Genomic DNA, 17240 nt, shown 5'->3' on the forward strand with positions numbered 1-17240 from the left:
CTCTTTTGTACTGTAGCAAGAACCCCTCACAACGGACTGCCAGATCTCACATGGACATCGACGCGCGGATCAAACGACGACAGCGCCGCTCGGAGGGCCCGCGACTCGTCGAGGACTACGAGTCGCTCTCGCCGGTCTCCCACGTCGACGAGCCGTCGGACCGCGGGCCCGTCCTCGAACGCCTGCTCGACCACCTCGACCCGGTCTTCGACGGCCAGCTACCGCCGAACGCCTACGTCTCCGGGCCGTTCGGCTCGGGGAAGTCGGCGGTCGTGACGGCGCTGTTTACCCACCTGAGCCAGCTGTCGACGGAGACTCAGTCGATCATCTACACCAGCACGCGCGCCGACTCGCCGACCTCGCCGGGGTTCGTCTACGTCGACATGCGCGAGACCGGCAGCGAGTTCGCCTTCTATCACGGCGTCCTCGACGCGCTCGTCGAGGAGTCGGTGCCCGACCACGGGATCAGCACCGCGGAACTGCGCGAGCGACTCCACGACCTGCTCGGGCGCTCGCGGACCGGCGTCGTCGTCGCCGTCGACCACGTCTGCGAGCCAGACGACTTCGGCGTCGACGCGCTCGTCGACCTCTTCGCCGGCCTGCCGAGCAACGTGAGCTGGCTCGCGATCGGCAGGAACCCGCCCGAGGAGGTGGCGCTGACCGAGTACACCGCGACCACGGTCCGCGTCGGCCCCTACCGCCGGGAGACGCTGGTCGACGTGCTGATGACCAGGGCGTCGCTCGGGCTGGCCCAGCAGGCGCTCGATCACGGCCACGCGCGGCAGATCGCCGAGTGGGCCGACGGGAACGCCCACGACGCGCTCGCGGCGCTGTTCGTCGCCGCCGATCTGGCGACCCGCGATGGGCGTAGTCGCATCTCGGAAGCCGACGTTGAGGCGGCCATCGAGGAGATCCCGCCGTCGTCGGTCTCGCTCGCCCGCGTGCTCGCGCTCCCGGCGAACAAACAGCTCGTCCTCCGCGAACTCGTCGATCTGGACCCAGACGAGCGGGCGTCGGTCACGGCCACGACCGAAGCGATCAGCGCCGACCCGTCGGTCGATCTCTCCTCCGGGACGGTCAAGCGCTACCTCTACGAGATGGCCGAGTTCGGCGTCGTCGAGCGCGTCCGCTCGGACGCGGCGAACGGCAAGGGACGGCCACCGAGTCGCGTCGAACTGCGATTCCCCCCGACGGCCTTCCGTCGGCTGTACGACCTTCGTCAGTAATCAGAGAACGGACAGGCAGCGTCGTCCGACCCGGATTCAGTTCGACCGGAGCCGCGTCCGGTCGCCCGTGCCGCCGGTCATCGCGCTGGCGAGCGCGCCTTTTACGACCACGTCGTCGCCGAGCGTCGTCAGCTGCAGGTCGGGGACGTTCCCGAACACGACGTCGGGGAGCCGCTCGCGGATCGGGTCGAGCGTCCGCTCGGGGTTGTTGAGCGTCACCGCGCCGCCGACGTAGATGACCAGCGGCGCGTAGGAGTCGATCATGTTGGCCATGGCGATGACGTTCCAGCGGGTCACCTGGTCGAGGACGTACTCGGCGAACTCGTCACCCTCGTTGGCGTGGGCGAAGACGTCCGCCGAGGAGAACTCGGCGCTCTCGAGCGGCAGCGACGTCTCGACGGGGTCCTCGTCGTGGAGGCGCTGGGCGTAGCGGAAGATGTTGTTGCCCGAGCAGTACGCCTCCCAGTGGCCGTCGACGCCGCAGCCGCAGGTCATGAAGCCGTTGGGGTCGACGGTCATGTGGCCGACCTCGCCGGCGTTGCCGTCCCACCCCTGGATGACTTCGCCGTCGACGCAGACGCCGGCCCCGATACCGCTGGAGATGGTCAGGTAGATCATGTCGTCGGGGTTGCGGTCGGAGTAGAAGCGCTCGCCGATGACGCCGGCGGTGGTGTCGTTGTGGAGGTAGACTTCGTCGCTGTCGACGAGTTCGCCGATCGGGCCGGTCAGCGGGATCCGGTCGATGGAGTCGGGGAGGTTCGCCGGGTTGTCGATCACCCCTTCGGCGAGGTCGAGCGGACCGATGGACCCGACGCCGACGGCGACGATCGCGGTCGGCTCGACGCCGGCTTCGTCGCACGCCCCCCGGAGTGCGTCGAGGACCGCCTCGGTGACCGCGATGCCGTTCGGTCCCTGCGGGGTCTCGGTCCGACGCGAGGCGAGGACTCCCCCCGACTCGTCGCCGACGACGGCGCGGATGTTCGTCGCGCCGAGGTCGACTCCTGCGTAGGTGGCCATTGTACTCGATGAGTCGTCCCATCGCTACTTAACTGCACATATTCACCCGCACCCGAGTACCCGTTTCGTCGCGACCGCCTCGATCGCCCACCGGCGGATCGGCGACGCCGAAGTGCTGTCACTACACGGAATCCGAAAATCGAACTGGGCCGGCGCAGCGGACCGCCTATTCGTCGTCCCGCACCACCCGGGCGGCCAGTTCGAGGCCGAGGTCCCCGATCCCGTCGAGGACCAGTTCGGCCATGCGGCGCGCCCCTTCCCTGCTGAAGTGGGTGTCGTCGGCGATGCCGTCGGGGTAGTTGTCGTGCTCGCCCGGCGAGAGGTGGAGGTACAGCGACTTCGACGCCTCCGGCCCGAGTTCACGCAGGAGCGCTCGGCTCCGCTCGTCGGCGTCGATCAGCGGAACGTCGCGCTCGCGCGCGACGTCCCGGGTCAGGGCCGCGTACTCCTCGTGGGTGTCCTCCAGTTGATCGTCCTCGTCGAAGTGCCGGCGCGCGATGGGCGTGAGCAGGACCGGGTTCGCCTCGTGCTCGCGCGTCTCGCCGACGAACTTCTCGAGGTTCGCGACGAACTCCTCCGGGGGCGTGTACTGTTCCTTCGAGGGAACCTCGTCGTTGTGCCCGAACTGGACGAACACGTAATCGTGCTCGGAGAGGTTCTCTACGACCGGCTCCCAGCGGTCCTCTTCCAGAAAGGTGCGGGTGCTGCGCCCGTTACGGGCGTAGTTCCGCACCGTGACGGACTCGTCGACGTACTCGGGAAACGGCATTCCCCAGCCCGTCTCGGGGCGTTCCTCGGGGTCCTTCTCGGCCATCGTGGAGTCACCGATCAGGTGGACGGTGATCGACTCGCTCGGCATTTCCCGAGGAGTTGACGTGCCGAGACATATGTGCGTCGATACCGCACGAGCGGGTCGAAAACGACGGCGGGGGCGGGAGGAACCCCAGCGTCGCGAGCGGGCCGCCGGCAGTTACAGCGAATCGCGTTTCGCGGTGCGCTCGCGCGCCCGGCTCTGGATCGCCTCGTCGTAGACGATGCCGCGCTCGGCGTCGAGCGTCACGACCGTCCCCGAGTCGACGTCGCGGGGGAGCGACGCGTTCGAGATCATCGGCAGATCGAGTTCGCGGGCGACGATGGCCGCGTAGCTCGTCATGCCGCCGTGGCGGTCGATGATGCCCGCGAGCTTCTCGACGTCGCCGGTGAACTCGCCGTCGAAGTCCTCGGGGACCGCGAGGATCGCGTCTTCGGACACCTCCGAGAGGTCGCCGTCCTCGGTCCAGTGGAGTTCGCCCGAGACCAGCCCTTCGACGACCGACCGTCCCGAGCCGATGGTCTCGGAGGCGACGTGGACCTTCAGCATGTTCGCCGTGTTGACGCCCTCTAGCTCGGTCATCATCCCCGAGAGGACGACGACCGTGTCGCCGCTCTCGGCCGCGCCGGTGTCAAGCGCCGACTGGACGGCGTTGTTGATGACCGCGTCCGCGCCGTCGGCCGTGTACGGCGAGCTCTTCGGGATGATGCCCCACGAGAGCGCGAGGCGCCGCCGGACGTCCTCGCTGGGCGTCGAGGCGACGATGGGGATCGGCGGGCGGAACTTCGCGGCCTTGAGCGCGGTGTAGCCGGACTCGCTCGCCGCGACGACGGCGCTGGCGTCGATGTCCCGGGCGAGGAACCGCGCCGAGCGGGCGAGCGCGTCCGTGCGGGTCTCGTCGGCAGCGGGGACGCGCTGCTCGCGGTTCTCGGCGTACTCCGGCGACTCCTCGACGTCGCGGACGATCCGGTCCATCGTCTCGACGACCCGGACCGGGTGGTCGCCGATAGCCGTCTCGCCCGAGAGCATGACCGCGTCCGTGCCGTCGAGGACGGCGTTGGCCACGTCCGACGCCTCCGCGCGCGTGGGCCGGCGCGCGTGGACCATCGAGTCGAGCATCTCCGTCGCGGTGATGACGGGCACGCCCTCCTCGTGGCACCGACGGATGATCCGCTTCTGGATCATCGGCACGTCCTCGAGCGGGCACTCGACGCCGAGGTCGCCGCGGGCGACCATCACGCCGTAGGCGGCGTCGATGATGCCGCCGAGGTTCTCGACCGCCACCTCCCGCTCGATCTTCGCGATGACCGGGATGTCGGCGCCGAGTTCGTCCAGCGCGTCCGTGATCTCGTAGACGTCCTCGCCGTTCCGGACGAAACTCGCCGCGACGAAGTCGACTTCCTTCTCCGCAGCGACTTCCAGTTCCTTCCGGTCCTGTTCGGTGATGACGGGCAGGCCCAGTTCCACGCCGGGGACGTTGACGCCCTTCCGCGCGCCCAGTTTCCCGCCGTTCTCGACGGTCGCGGTGACGACCCCGTCGGCGACCGACTCGACGGTCGTCTCGATGCGGCCGTCGTCCAGCAGGACCGTGTCACCGGGTTCCACCGCGGAGATGTCGTGGGAGACGCCGATCTCCTCGGGCGTCGCCTCGTCGCCTTCGACGAAGCGGACCGACGATCCGCCTTCGAGCGTGATCTCCTCGCGGACCGGCGCCGTCCTGACTTCCGGGCCGGGCAGGTCGAGCATCGCCGCCACCGGGCTGTCGATGCGACGGTCGACCGCCCGGATCCGGTCGATCAGCTCCCGGCGGTGTTCGGGCGTCCCGTGACTGGCGTTCATCCGCGCGACCGACATCCCCGCCCGGGCGAGCCCCTCGACGGTCTCCTCCGACTCGCTGGCCGGCCCGAGCGTGCAGACGATCTTCGCGCTGCGCATCTCAGATCGCTCCCTCCGCGCGAGCGTGCGTTCGGTTCATGTGAACGGCTTCCCCCGGCAGGGATAAATGACTTTGTCTCCACAGCGCTCCTGCACGCCACGACCCCGCCGCCCGCGACCGGTTAGGCGCGACCGGCCGCCGCGACGTCCCGGTCGGTGAGTCTCATCAGATCCACTTCGAATCGAAGAACGAGCGGCCGCCGAGCACCGATGCGGCGTATAGTCCGACTCCGACAACTCCGGCCGCGGTACAGCCGACGTACACGGTCGAGGGAGCGACCGCCCCGAGAGCGGGATTCACTGCGGAGACCGGTGCAAACGGGCGCGCGTCGGTGTACAGTGTCGCGTCGAGAGCGACGTGCGACCAGCAACCGACGACCGCCGCGGCCGCGATACGAGCAGGTGAGGTCGGTTGTGGGACCCCGATGCTGTCGAGAACCGGATCGAGCACTGGACGAAGCGGGATCGCCGCGACCGTCAGGACGACGGCAAGCGCTGTCGCACCCAGTAGCGTGTGCAGCGGACCGTGCAGCGGTCCGTCGAGGACGCCGAAAAACACCAGCGTCGTCCGGACATCGACGAGCACGCTCGCGGCGAGGAACGTCGGGAGGTCGAGCCAGCGGAGACCGATCAGGGCGATCAGCAGCGCGGGGCCGAGGTGAAACGGCGTGAAGGGCACAGGGGGTGATCCACCACCGGAGAAGATAACTCTCGGGGCGAGGACGCCACTTCGCCTCTCGGTCCCGTTAGCGGGAGATGCCGCCCTGTTCGCCCTGTTCGACCACGCGTTCGACCTCGTCCGGGGTGACGAGCGCGACGTCGCCGGGCATCGTCCGCTTGAGGGAGGCGGTCGCGGCACCGTACTCGAGCGAGTCCGGGACGGATCCGCCCGGGAGCCACGAGGCGAGGAAGCCACCGACGAACGCGTCGCCGGTGCCGACGGTGTCGTACTCGTCGGCCTCGAAGACGCCCTGCTCGAACACCTCGCCGTCCTCCAGCGCGAGCGACCCCTCGCCGCCGCGGGTGATCAGGGTCAACTCGAAGTCGAACTCGTCGGCGAGGTTCCGGGCGATCGCTTCGGCGTCGCCCTCGCGGTCGAGGACCGCCCGGGCGTCGCGCTCGGCGACGACCAGCACGTCGATGTCGTCGAACAGCCCCTCCAGCGTCTCTCGCGCTTCCGCGGGCGACCAGAGCTTCGAGCGGTAGTTCACGTCGAAGACCGTCGTCGTGTCGTGTTCGCCCGCGAGCGCGAGCAGTTCGCGGCTGGTCTCCAGCAGCGTCTCCGAGAGCGCCGGGGTGATGCCCGACGTGTAGTAGGCGTCGGCCTCGGCGATGCGGTCGGTATCGAGTTCGTCGGTCGTCGCCGTCGTGACCGCCGAGTCCGAGCGGTCGTAGATGACGTTCGTCCCGCGGGGTTTGCCGGCCATCTCCACGTAGTACGTCCCCATGCGCGCGTCGTCGTCCCAGACGATTTCGGCGTCGACGCCGTGGTTGCCGAGCGCGCTCGTCACGCGGCGACCGAGCGGTGAGTCGGGGAGTTTCGAGAGCCAGACCGTGTCGAGGCCGAGGCGCTCGGCGGCGACGGCGACGTTGCTCTCCGCGCCCGCGACGTGGACGTCGAGGCTGTCGATCGCTTCGAGGCGCTGCTGGCCCGGCGGCGAGAGTCGGAGCATCGACTCGCCGAAGGAGACGAGGTCAGTCATGTCCCTCGATGGGACTGGACCGTGCTTAAATCCGCAGGTATCGCTCCGTCTCACCCCCGCCCCGCCTGACGACCGGGGAGAGGCGCCGGCCTGCGGAAAAAAGTTGGATTCTTGATGTTACCAACTGGTTGCCGAATCGGTATTGTCAGGCTGCGAGAACGCCCAAGATTCTCCAAAGCTATATATGAGATAGTCGGACATGAAATCCTATGGGCAACAGGGGTTACGCGAACGGACCGAATCGGGATCGCGGGGAGACTTCCCGGACGACGATCACAGTGCAGAGCGACGGCCGACGAGTCGTCGGAGCGTGGAACGATGAGCGGTGACGGCGGCAACGGCGGTGGCCTGATGGGGATCGTCCGGACGGTGGTTCCGGACTTCATCCGGAAGCGCTTCGCGCTGAAGTTCCTCATCGTGTTGCTGGTGATGGGAGTCGCGATCGGCGCGGTCGGGTTCGTCGGAACCCAGCAGTTCAGCGCCCACACCCACGATCAGATCGAAAGCGAGTATCGCGGACTCGCGACTCAGGAGGGGAACCTGATCAGCCAGTGGATCGAGACCAACCGGCTGTCGACGCGGCTGGCGTCGAGCACGCCCGCCTTCGCCGGCTCGGACCGCTCGCGGATGTCCGACAAACTCAGCGAGCGCATGAACGAGGAGATGCCGAGCGACGTGAGTTCGATGCATCTCGTCCAGCAGGTCGGAGGCGACTACAAGGTCGTCGCGAGCACGGGATCCGTCGAAGGCCAGTCCCTCTCCGGGACGGACCGGCAGTGGGTCACCAGGGCCAGTTTCAGCGAAACCGGTGAGGTGTTCGTCTCGAACATCTACCGGCCGACCGGCAGCGGGAGCCCGGTGATGGGACTTCTCAGTCCCGTCAACGGGACCGAGAATCGCTACCTGCTGACCGAAGTTGGGATCTCCAACATCGCCAGTGACCTCCAGGGATCCGAGCGCGCCGAGGGCGGGTTCACGATGGTGGTCAACAAGACCGGCGTGATCCAGATGGACGAGAAGGGCGCCAAAACCGACTTCGACACCGACGAGACGCTCGGGACTTACGGCGACGCCGGCGTCGTCAACGCCGCGCTCTCGCTGTCCGACGACCCGAGCGGCGTCAAATCGAGCAAGACGAACCAGCAGGTCATGAACGAGGAGTACGCCGTCGGGTACTCGCAGGTCATCCTGCCGGGGAACGCCGAAAACTGGGCCGTGGTCGTCCACGCCCCGAGCGACGTCCTCTTCGGCGACGTCGAACAGGTGTCCCAGACCGGGCTGATCGCCACCGCCGGCGCCGTCCTGCTGATGCTGGTCATCGGCGCCGTGCTCGGCTACAACACCTCGTCGTCGATCGACCGTCTCCGGGGCAAGGCTCAGGAGATGGAGGAAGGGAATCTCGACGTCGAGATCGAGTCGGGCCGTATCGACAGCATCGGTCAGCTCTACGACGGCTTCGCCGAGATGCGCGACGCGCTCCGCGAGCAGATCTCCGAGGCCGAGCGCGCCCGCAAGGAAGCGGAAGTCTCGCGGGCCGAAGCGATGGAGATGAGTAACTACCTCCAGGAGAAAGCCGAGGAGTACTCCGAGATCATGCAGGCCGGGGCGCGCGGTGACCTCACCCGGCGCATGGAACCGGAAGGCGAGAACGAGGCGATGGACCAGATCGCCAAGGACTTCAACGAGATGCTGACCGAACTGGAGATGACGACCGGCCAGCTGAAGACCTTCGCCGTCGAAGTCGAGGACAGCGGGGAGTCCGTCCAGCAGAGCGCGGAGACGGTCCGCGACGCCAGCGAGCAGGTCGCCGACTCCATCCAGCGCATCTCCGACGACGCCTACGACCAGAAGGAGCGCCTGGAACGCATCTCCGAGGACATCGACAGCGTCGCCGGACAGCTCGACGAGTTCGCCGACGCCAACCCCGGCGTCGACTTCGGCGACTCGCTCGAGAACATCCGCGAGGTGGCCGACCTGATCGAGGACGCCGCGGATCTCGCCGAGGACACCATGTCCGAGAGCGAGAACGTCGCGGGCGCCGCCGAGGAGCAGGCGGCCGAACTCAACGAGGTGTCCTCGCGCGCCGAGGAACTCGTCCGCTACGCGCAGTACCTCGGTGACGGCCTGAACAACTTCGAGACGGACGCCGAACACGAGTTCGTCTTCCAGACCGGCGCCGGCGGCCCGGAGGCCACCGGCCCGGACGGCGAGGACGCCGAGTAACTCGCCGTATCGACGACGACCCGTCGCTCACCGAGACGACGGTTCGATTTTCACGCTTTTTTCAGCGTAGGTCACAGCTACGGAGCGGTCGCTTCGGGACGACTGCAGGTCGACGTAAAATCGCTCGACAGGCTGTCCGCCCCGTACCGATCAGAACTCGCCGTTGACGATGTCGGCGACGCGCTGGCGGTCGAACAGTCGCTCGTCACCGAACGCGTCGGGGTACAGCCCCTGGGCCGCTCGCTCGAGCTGGAACAGGTGGATGATCGGCCCCTGGTAGGTCAGTCCGCCGTAGATGACTCGGCCGTTCTGGACCGCGGTAAGCTGGCTGGCCAGGTCGTGATCCTCCAGGTGTGAGACGATCTCGCTCCGGAAGTACTCCTCGGTGATCTCGCCCTGAAGCCGAACGGCGAGGGCATCGGGGTCGATCTCCAGTAGCGTCTCGTAGTCGATAGTACTCCCGCCCGCTTGCGCATCGGTGATCCCGTTGGCTGCGAGCGCATCGCCGACCCGGAGGTCGTGCCAGTGTTTGGACTGGGTTCCGGACCCGACGAGGTACGGGTAGAACGACTCCGGCGGCACGTCTGCCGGGTACAGCACCGCGATGTCGGGCGTCTCGTCCGGGAGACGCCCCTGTACGTCCGCGATAACCTCGTCGTGGTACTGCTCGAAGGCCTCGTAGCGGTCCTGCTTCTGGAAGACTCGCGCGAGCTTCTCGAAGGCCTCGTACAGCGAGTACTCCGCGTAGTCGTGCCAGTCGTAGGCGCGCGAGAAGATAGTGTTCCCGAGGAACGGCGCGACGTTTTCCCGGATCTCGGCGACGTCCTCCCGGTTCCACTGGAGCCGATTCACCGCGAAGTTCGGGTCGATGACGTGGAGGTCGGCGTCGAGTTCGTAGAAGATCTCCTTGCCGGTGCCGTCCTGCCAGAGCTGCGTGAGTTCGCTCTTGTCGACGGAGACGCCCGGCAGTTCCTCGTAGTAGTGGGTGCCGAACCGGGCGCGCACGCCGATCGCCGAGAGCCCGTTACCCTCGCCGAGCGCGACGCCCATATCGGCGTAATCACCTGTGTACGGGAACCACGTCTCGGGTGGTTCGTCGAACTCGACGGTTCCGACCGGTTCCATCGTCACCGAGTACCCAGCGTCGGTCCCGGTCGGATCGCTCGCAGTCGGCGACTCCGTGTCAGAGGGGACACTCGTTGCCGTCGGCGTATCCGCCGGTGTCTCGGTGGCCGTCTCCGCCCCGTCGGTACCGGTTGTGGCCGGTGTCTTCCCGTCGTCGCCGGTACAGCCCGCGAGCAGGCCGCCGCCGAGAGCGGCGCCGCCGTAGCGCAGGTAGTCTCTTCGCGTCGATGCGTCCCGTCGGGCCGTCTCATCGGTATCCTCGCTCATCTCAGAGTTCTCCGTTGACGACGTCGGCGACTCGCTGGCGGTCGAAGAGCTGTTCGTCCTCGGGGATTTCGGGGTAGGGTTCGCCGTCGATGTACCCCGGCCACTCGCCGAAGGCGTCGGGGTACAACTGCTTGGCAGTCATCTCCAGTTGGAACAGGTTCATGATCGGGCCCTGATAGCGCGCGCCCTGTGCGTACACGTTGTCGTCCTCGACAGCAGTGATCTGTGCGGCGACGGGGTCGTCCTCCAGACCCGAGCGGATGTCGGCGATGCTGTAACTGGAGGCCATCGTGAACAGGACGAGGATTACGTCCGGGTCCGCTTCGGCCATCGCCTCGTAGTCGACCTGCGTCTGTGGCCCGTCGAACTCGGTGTCGGCGAACGCATCGTGAGCACCGAGGGGCCGCGTGTGCTCCGTCAGGAACCCGTCGGCGTTGAGCCGGTACACCCAGAACGTCTCTCCGTCGCCTTCGAACGCGAGCGCGACGGTGGGGCGTTCGGACTCCGGCGGTAGCTCGGATTCGATGGTCGAGCGCATCGACGTATTGACTTCTACGAGCGCGCTCGCTCGCTCACCCGCGCGAAACACCTCTGCGACTCGTCGGTATATCTCCCATAGCGAGTAGTAGCGGTACTCGTCCGCCCACTGCTCGGGCGGGTCGCGCCGCTGGTCGCTGTAGTAGTTTCCGAACCACGGGGCTACCTGCTCGCGGATCTCGGCGACGTCGTCGGCGTCGAGGTTCTCGAGTGTCGACGCGTACGCGGGGTCAGTGAGGTGGACGTCGCAATCAAGCTCGTAGAATCCCTCCACGCCGAGGTTCCACGAGTCGGCGAGGTCTTCGTACTCGAAGGAGACGCCTTCCAGCCGATCGTAGAAGTGGTTCATCAACGTGCCGTGGTACTGGGGATAGTACACGGCGCTGATGGCGTCAGCCTGCCCCGATGCGATCGCCATGTCGGCGGTGTGGGGAAGCCCCGTATAAACGCTCTCGGGCACTGACTCGAAGACCACTTCGCCCATCGGCGCCATCTCGACCGAGTACCCGTCTGTCTGGGTAGACGTGCCGGTACTATCGGGAGCCGCCATTTCGGTGTCCGTCGGTGAGCTACTCGACGAACTGCGGGCACTGGCTTCGGTCGTTCTGGGACTCGTTTCGCTGGACGGTGTCGAAGTACCGTTGGCATTCGAACATCCGGCGGCCGCCGTTCCACCGACGACCATCCCACTGTACTTCAGGTATTCTCTGCGCGTCGGATTCTCACTCACTGTTCGGCACCTTATTTTAGGCTATCCTAAAACACATAAATCGTTTCCGGAATTTAGGCGAGCCAAAACAATTACTGGTCCCGTTGGCTGGGGGACTGGATCTCAAACCCAGTGTCGCCGATGCGTCATTGGTATCGCGATCTCCTCTCGTGAGGGTCGAGCCCGCCGATATATTCGCGGTTCAGAATTCGCCAAGCCGGATGAAATGCGTCGAATTTCGTATAGCGGTATATGATTTATCTACACGAAGCAGGACGGCAGTGGTGATGGGTATCTGTCATTATGGTGAATACGAGCACCCGGACGACCAGATCACTGACTGGAACTGGACGATCGACAACGCCAGCAAGTGCGTCTCCTCGGTACGTGACTGCTGGTGCTGGTCGGAGATGAGGGACAGAGGCGTTAGACCGGGATATACTCGGTGACATACCCGCGCTTTCTTCAGGCCGGATAGGGGTGCTTTCCTTCAATCCAGAGTCCAAATGGACCGGATCGCTCTTTCTACCGTCGTGGTTGGTGTGGGGCGGAAATACGCCTCGAGGTACGGTTCGGCCCGATCAACAAAGTAGCCGCTCACATCGCCGATCATGGCGTATTTGGCCTGTCCGCGGATGGCGCCCATTCGAGTCACACACCCTCTTTGAGGCCTTCTATAGCGAGTTCAGCGGTTGTTCAGTCTACACACGGACAATCTCTCCCAAATTTCGGGATAACAGGGATAATACGACGCAGAGTACGATCTCCACGGGGGTCCGGCAATAATTCGTCTCTCGTCGTTCACTCGGGTCTTTGAGTTTGTCTCCTCGAAGCAAAGTTGTGCTGCCACTGATTCCGCGGCCGCGTTGACCAGACGAAATCACCAACCGGAATTCGCGAGTCGTTCAGATACAACCCCCGACAGAAGCAAAATAATCGTAGCGACGGAATGGACCTGATGGCAGTGGGCAGACAGGCGGAAACTCGGACCTGCGACCCAACTGCAGCTGAACCAGTCACCACTCGAGATTTTAGATGTGAATATGGTTGAAATGACGGGCCCTGGATGCATAAATACAGATAATCTTCCAACCAACTGCGCTAAATCAGTGTCCAATACACAAATAAGGGTCTTTATCCGTGTATCTGGCCCACGGAGGAGTAACGCTCCACCAGATCGGACACACGACCCAGCGATACAGCGACTCAGGAACCGAGCTGAGTTCCGTCCCCGGAGATTGGCAGCCTCGGGAACGGGGCCGATCAAAGTTGACGTGTTTTCGGCAGCTACTCTACGAGATATTTCCCAGCAGTGGGTATTCTTGAGGTCCATCTTTCATCGTCTAACCCCAGGGGTTGCGTCGACACGAGACGCTCCAAGATCGTGGCCAAAATGTATGAACCCCAACTACTTCGCGACTGGCCTACCTGGCCTGTCGCCGATCGGGCGTGAACGGGTTCGCTCTCTATCGAGAGATCCTCCCCTAGATTAGATTCGGTCCACACGCCAACGGGTTTTGGGGTCATTGACTGGGACAGAGGAATCCCATCAAGATCCCGGTGTCAGATCGGATCCTGAGTTCTCGGGACAGAAGACCACCAAAATATCGAAACTGCTCTCTGAGGCACTCTTCGAATGGATTTTTCGTCTTCGCGGTTGGGCATACAGTACTCGGCCTGTAGCTCGTAAATCGTATGTCGATATAGGGAAGGTTCCGACCAACGCCCACTGTGACTACCAGTAGATAGTGCAGCACGGATCTTCAATGCTGGGGCTTCTTCTTACAATGCGACAGTGCGTTCGACAGCCCGGATCCGGCCGATGACGAAAGACGCCGCCGGTGTGTTGAGGATTCCAGACCGGAACAATCATCAAGACGACTCAGGTACTATGCTGGCGAAACTGCGGCCGTAGGCCTTCGAGGAGCCCCAAATCATCTCGAACACGGAGTGTTCGCTGACAACTGCGAGTTTGACTCCTGCTCGCGAACTTGTCCGCGCTTTCCTGGGGCACTAAAGCGCCCCCAAGTTTCGATTCGTCGGTGAGGTCTCAGCGTACTTCGGTCTTCGAACGAACTTGACGAGGTCGCTTACCAGAGGATCCCCTCGGTGAATCGTTTTCCGAGATGGATTCGTGGATGACTCGACGCCTTGCCATGGGATTTCGAGGCCGGTCTGTCTGCCCGCTATTTAAATTGAGATGTGCTCTTAGAAATGCTCATACAGTGCGGACCAACAGAGTAGAACGGTATCTTCACTCAACGGGCTGCGCTTCGACCGTCACATCCTCAAACAGAAATCCATCATATTCGCCCTCGAACAGTACTGTCTTCGTCGTACCTCGACTGATATCTACGGTTTTCTCTTCAATGACCACGCCAGTATCACCTACCATTTTGTCGTTCATCAATTGTACTGAAATTTGACTAGAGTCGCTCCGATTTTTGACATCTGCTTCGACTTCACCCGCCCAAAGTCGGAACCCGTACCCCTCGTATCCGTCTTCGAGCTCGGCTGTCATTGTCGTACTTCTTCGCTCTCCAGAAGAGAAGAAGCGCTTCTGAGACCGAACTTTCTTCGATCCTACAGAGTAGAGGTCATCTGCAGGGTCTTCAAGGAGAACTAACGTCATTCCAATGTCGCCTGCAGTCCCGGTATTCTCTACAGTTGCTGTAAAATCGTACGTGTTCCCCTGTAGATGCGTGTTATCGATTGAGACTGCCTCCGGCTTCGGATTCCGAATATCCGTCACAATGACGGGGCTTTCTCGGGGCGTCTTTGTCTCGAATTCGACCTCTTCCAGCCCATCAATTCCATTATCCTTCGACGGTGTGGGCGTAGCGGTATCCGATTCTTCTATATCTATCTCCCCGAGAGTTCCTACACCGTCAATTTCAGGCGGCGTGGGAGTTCCTTCGAGATCGCTTTTTTCTTGAACATCTGGGTCATTCGGGGCATAATCTTCACTGTCAATCACACCGTCGCCGTCCGAATCTTGAATGTCTCCCTCGTCGTCTCCTGAACTCGAACAACCCGAGAGAAGTGTTGCGCCAAGGAGCGATACTGAACCGATGAACTTTCGTCGCTTAATATCCGGATTAGAGTCCATTACTTGCCAACGAGCATTATAGTACTTATTAGTGGTTAATTCTGGGCTTCAGATTATGACGGGTGAGACATGAGATGTTTTTTATTACCGAGGTCAGTCGAGTAGATCTCCGGCCCTCTTTCGCAGCTGGCGATCATCACGCCCCTGTCCCGGCTCGTTTTGGTCGACCCACTGACTCACTGGTAGCACTGGTGGGGGGACATCTCAAAAACCAGTCCCGGGTATGCGACGCCGAGGGCTTCCTCAATGGGGGTTTGAGGGCGAATACGCTGTAATTGCGTACCTTCGTTTGCCCGTCAATCAAAGGTTCCGAACAGACACTACAAGCACTGGAGCACGAGCAACTGGGCGGTGCGTCTCTCCAACGTACGCGTTCTTTGTTTCACGTAGTCGATAAGCTTGGGCCCTGGCCCGAACCGACAAACTGGCACTCACTCATCGATTATTGAGCTACCCGATTCGTAATGATTCACTCACAACTGCGACATCGAACTGATGGATTAATTGAGTAATCGAAGTGAGTTCCGATTGATAGCTATCAGTGTAGGCAGCGGGTCCCCTCACGTTGGATAGTCGAGACCCACAACGGTCGGTCGTACCTCTATATCCCATATTCACAACTAAATGGTCTTATTTGTGTTCAAAGCCCTATCCTGCGGGTTCTAAATCCTCCAGTAGAAGATATATACCGGTGTTTCTGAGAACGAGGAATATTGATCAGGGAATGTAGCGGTAGGTTAATTGTCCCACACTGTGTGGTTGTGAACGATGGGAGAGTCCGATGTCGACACGTCGCGGGTTTCTGTGCGGACGTACGTCCCGACGTATCAGCGTGAAGAGTGGGATGAACACGCCGAGGAACTCGGGATGAGCCGCAGTGAGTTCGTACGAACGATGGTCCAAGCGGGCCGTCGGGGTTTCGGCGACGAATCGGGCGGCTCGACGACTGTACCCGGGGGTCCTCAGTCCGATTCCGAGAAATCCGCTTCGACCCCGTCTTCGGACGCCGACCCCCAGGGGACGGAGATGGAAGATCGGGTTATAGAGGTCCTCCGTTCCGCCGAGTATCTCTCATGGGACGAGTTGCTGGACGAAGTCGCCGACGACATCGAGGCGGAGCTAGAGTCGGCGCTCCAGGAACTGCAGTCCGATGGGATGGTTACCTACAGCGGTCGCAATGGAGGCTACACGATCGATGAGTAGAGCCGACCACGAAAGCGACGGGTCCGAAGACCCAGTGACCTACTTCCTCGAAGACATTACGTTTCAGGGCAAAAGCCAGCGGACCCGCGATGCGTACGAGCGCGTACTCCGGGAGTTCGAGGCGTATCTCTCGGAACGCGGTCTGGAGCTCGCGGCGGCGAACCACCGGGACTGCATGGCCTGGATCCACCGGTTGCGGGGATCCGTCGGGGAGAGCACGGTCGCGACCTACGCTTCCTATCTCCATCGGTTCTACGGTTACATGACCGAAGTTGGGGCCTTCGACGACAACCCGATGGCGCTCGTCCTCGAAGAGATCGACGAGTCCATCAACACCGACCCGGAGCGGCGTGACATCACCGTTCCCGCGATGCGTTCGTTCGTCTCCAACGTCACCCACCCGATGGAACGGGCAGTCGTCGTAACGCTCCTCAAGACCGGGATGCGAGCAGGCGAACTCTGCAATCTCGACCGACGGGACATCTCGATCGCGGAGTCGCCGTTCGAGTCGTCACACCGACCGCAACTGGACGGGAAGCCGGACTCGATCTACGTCGACGACGAACCGAGGGCTGGCGACGTATACAACGACGAGCTTCGAACGGCATCGAACAAGCGTAAACGCGCAACGACGATACCGATCGACGAGGAGTTGACGGCCGTGCTCGTCGAGTGGTTGGCGATCAGGCCGGATCCGCGATCCGATGCGGACCCCCTGTTCGTGAGTACGACCGACGAGTGGGGCAAGCGACTCACTCCGGACATGGTCCATCACATCGTTGAGACCCATGCCCGCGAGCAGGGGTGGTACCGAGACGGCGGCGGCGCCGAGGAGAACGTCACGCCGCATTACTTCCGGCACTTTTTCACCACACACCTCCGGGATCGCACCGGCGATCGGGGGATCGTCAAGTACCTGCGAGGGGATGTCGCACAGGACGTCATCGATACGTACACGCACGACTGGGGAGACCGCGTCCGCGAAGTCTACGAAGCGAACATCTACCGCCTTCTCTGACCCTCGTTCTGCCCGGATCTCGGCTCGGACTTCCCAGTATTGTCAACGATCGATCTGTGACGGGCGTCATACTTCGAACTGATAAACTACATACCGCTATACAGAATTAGTGGTTTAGCAGTCGTTTCTCTTGGCGACGGAATCGAGGCATTACGGCGCTCTGTGGCCCTCTACCGGCGCTTGCACCGCAAGTGGCCTGGTGAAGTCAAGCCGTCAGCCCGATCTCCGGGTCGATGCTCGCTGATAGATTACAGCAGTAGTACTGTCATGGCCGGTCGCTATGGACCCTCGAGAGATCTGTGTTCGGCATGTCTGAATGATAGTTGGGTATATTGAGACGCCCGTACACGGACATCA

The 17240-nt window shown here is 63.1% G+C and carries 12 protein-coding genes; 4 read left to right on the top strand and 8 right to left on the bottom strand.

From position 1 onward, the window contains the following. Positions 1 to 50: 50 nt before the first annotated feature. Positions 51 to 1226, top strand: a complete 1176-nt coding sequence (locus tag AB2U09_RS17695; RefSeq protein ID WP_459194053.1) for a Cdc6/Cdc18 family protein — start codon at positions 51 to 53, stop codon at positions 1224 to 1226. Positions 1227 to 1262: 36 nt separating this feature from the next. Here AB2U09_RS17695 and AB2U09_RS17700 read toward each other — a convergent pair whose 3' ends face one another. The 5 genes from AB2U09_RS17700 to kdgK1 form a co-directional block, all read right to left on the bottom strand. Next, positions 1263 to 2243 carry an ROK family protein gene (locus AB2U09_RS17700; RefSeq protein WP_459194054.1) on the bottom strand — a complete coding sequence of 327 codons (981 nt, stop codon included), beginning with the start codon at positions 2241 to 2243 and terminating at the stop codon, positions 1263 to 1265. A gap of 166 nt (positions 2244 to 2409) precedes the next feature. Then, complete coding sequence (locus AB2U09_RS17705; protein ID WP_459194055.1) at positions 2410 to 3102, bottom strand: rhamnogalacturonan acetylesterase; 693 nt, start codon at positions 3100 to 3102, stop codon at positions 2410 to 2412. Between the two features lie 111 nt (positions 3103 to 3213). After that, positions 3214 to 4989, bottom strand: coding sequence for a pyruvate kinase (gene pyk, locus AB2U09_RS17710; RefSeq protein ID WP_459194056.1), 1776 nt, complete (start codon positions 4987 to 4989; stop codon positions 3214 to 3216). Positions 4990 to 5155: 166 nt separating this feature from the next. Continuing rightward, positions 5156 to 5668 carry a hypothetical protein gene (locus AB2U09_RS17715; RefSeq protein WP_459194057.1) on the bottom strand — a complete coding sequence of 171 codons (513 nt, stop codon included), beginning with the start codon at positions 5666 to 5668 and terminating at the stop codon, positions 5156 to 5158. A gap of 67 nt (positions 5669 to 5735) precedes the next feature. Next, positions 5736 to 6692: a bifunctional 2-dehydro-3-deoxygluconokinase/2-dehydro-3-deoxygalactonokinase gene (gene kdgK1, locus AB2U09_RS17720; protein ID WP_459194058.1), complete on the bottom strand. Its 957-nt coding sequence runs from the start codon at positions 6690 to 6692 to the stop codon at positions 5736 to 5738. A gap of 318 nt (positions 6693 to 7010) precedes the next feature. Between kdgK1 and AB2U09_RS17725 the strand changes: the two genes are divergently transcribed. Continuing rightward, entirely contained in the window at positions 7011 to 8915 is a 1905-nt protein-coding gene (locus tag AB2U09_RS17725; protein WP_459194059.1) for a PDC sensor domain-containing protein, read from the top strand. Positions 8916 to 9065: 150 nt separating this feature from the next. On the opposite strand, the gene AB2U09_RS17730 is transcribed toward AB2U09_RS17725, so the two are convergent. The 3 genes from AB2U09_RS17730 to AB2U09_RS17740 all read right to left on the bottom strand — a co-directional run bounded on the left by AB2U09_RS17730 (position 9066) and on the right by AB2U09_RS17740 (position 14662). Further along, positions 9066 to 10307 carry an ABC transporter substrate-binding protein gene (locus AB2U09_RS17730; protein WP_459194060.1) on the bottom strand — a complete coding sequence of 414 codons (1242 nt, stop codon included), beginning with the start codon at positions 10305 to 10307 and terminating at the stop codon, positions 9066 to 9068. Between the two features lies 1 nt (position 10308). Further along, positions 10309 to 11262 (bottom strand): ABC transporter substrate-binding protein, encoded by a 954-nt coding sequence (locus tag AB2U09_RS17735; protein WP_459194061.1) that lies wholly within the window; start codon positions 11260 to 11262, stop codon positions 10309 to 10311. A 2545-nt stretch (positions 11263 to 13807) separates the two neighbouring features. Further along, complete coding sequence (locus AB2U09_RS17740) at positions 13808 to 14662, bottom strand: hypothetical protein (RefSeq protein ID WP_459194062.1); 855 nt, start codon at positions 14660 to 14662, stop codon at positions 13808 to 13810. A 768-nt stretch (positions 14663 to 15430) separates the two neighbouring features. Here AB2U09_RS17740 and AB2U09_RS17745 point away from each other — a divergent pair. Together AB2U09_RS17745 and AB2U09_RS17750 are read left to right on the top strand one after the other, a co-directional pair. Further along, on the top strand, positions 15431 to 15865 hold the full coding sequence (locus tag AB2U09_RS17745; RefSeq protein WP_459194063.1) for a DUF5805 domain-containing protein: 435 nt from the start codon (positions 15431 to 15433) through the stop codon (positions 15863 to 15865). Then, positions 15858 to 16883: a tyrosine-type recombinase/integrase gene (locus AB2U09_RS17750; protein WP_459194064.1), complete on the top strand. Its 1026-nt coding sequence runs from the start codon at positions 15858 to 15860 to the stop codon at positions 16881 to 16883. The genes AB2U09_RS17745 and AB2U09_RS17750 overlap by 8 nt, the downstream gene beginning before the upstream one ends. Positions 16884 to 17240: the final 357 nt, after the last annotated feature.

Source organism: Halosimplex yunnanense, assembly GCF_054504345.1.

Coding starts and splice junctions, on each gene's coding strand:
- AB2U09_RS17740 (WP_459194062.1), bottom strand. CDS start 14,662: ATGGACTCTAATCCGGATATTAAGCGACGAAAGTTCATCGGTTCAGTA.
- AB2U09_RS17750 (WP_459194064.1), top strand. CDS start 15,858: ATGAGTAGAGCCGACCACGAAAGCGACGGGTCCGAAGACCCAGTGACC.
- AB2U09_RS17695 (WP_459194053.1), top strand. CDS start 51: ATGGACATCGACGCGCGGATCAAACGACGACAGCGCCGCTCGGAGGGC.
- AB2U09_RS17705 (WP_459194055.1), bottom strand. CDS start 3,102: ATGCCGAGCGAGTCGATCACCGTCCACCTGATCGGTGACTCCACGATG.
- AB2U09_RS17745 (WP_459194063.1), top strand. CDS start 15,431: ATGGGAGAGTCCGATGTCGACACGTCGCGGGTTTCTGTGCGGACGTAC.
- kdgK1 (WP_459194058.1), bottom strand. CDS start 6,692: ATGACTGACCTCGTCTCCTTCGGCGAGTCGATGCTCCGACTCTCGCCG.
- pyk (WP_459194056.1), bottom strand. CDS start 4,989: ATGCGCAGCGCGAAGATCGTCTGCACGCTCGGGCCGGCCAGCGAGTCG.
- AB2U09_RS17735 (WP_459194061.1), bottom strand. CDS start 11,262: ATGGCGATCGCATCGGGGCAGGCTGACGCCATCAGCGCCGTGTACTAT.
- AB2U09_RS17725 (WP_459194059.1), top strand. CDS start 7,011: ATGAGCGGTGACGGCGGCAACGGCGGTGGCCTGATGGGGATCGTCCGG.
- AB2U09_RS17730 (WP_459194060.1), bottom strand. CDS start 10,307: ATGAGCGAGGATACCGATGAGACGGCCCGACGGGACGCATCGACGCGA.
- AB2U09_RS17700 (WP_459194054.1), bottom strand. CDS start 2,243: ATGGCCACCTACGCAGGAGTCGACCTCGGCGCGACGAACATCCGCGCC.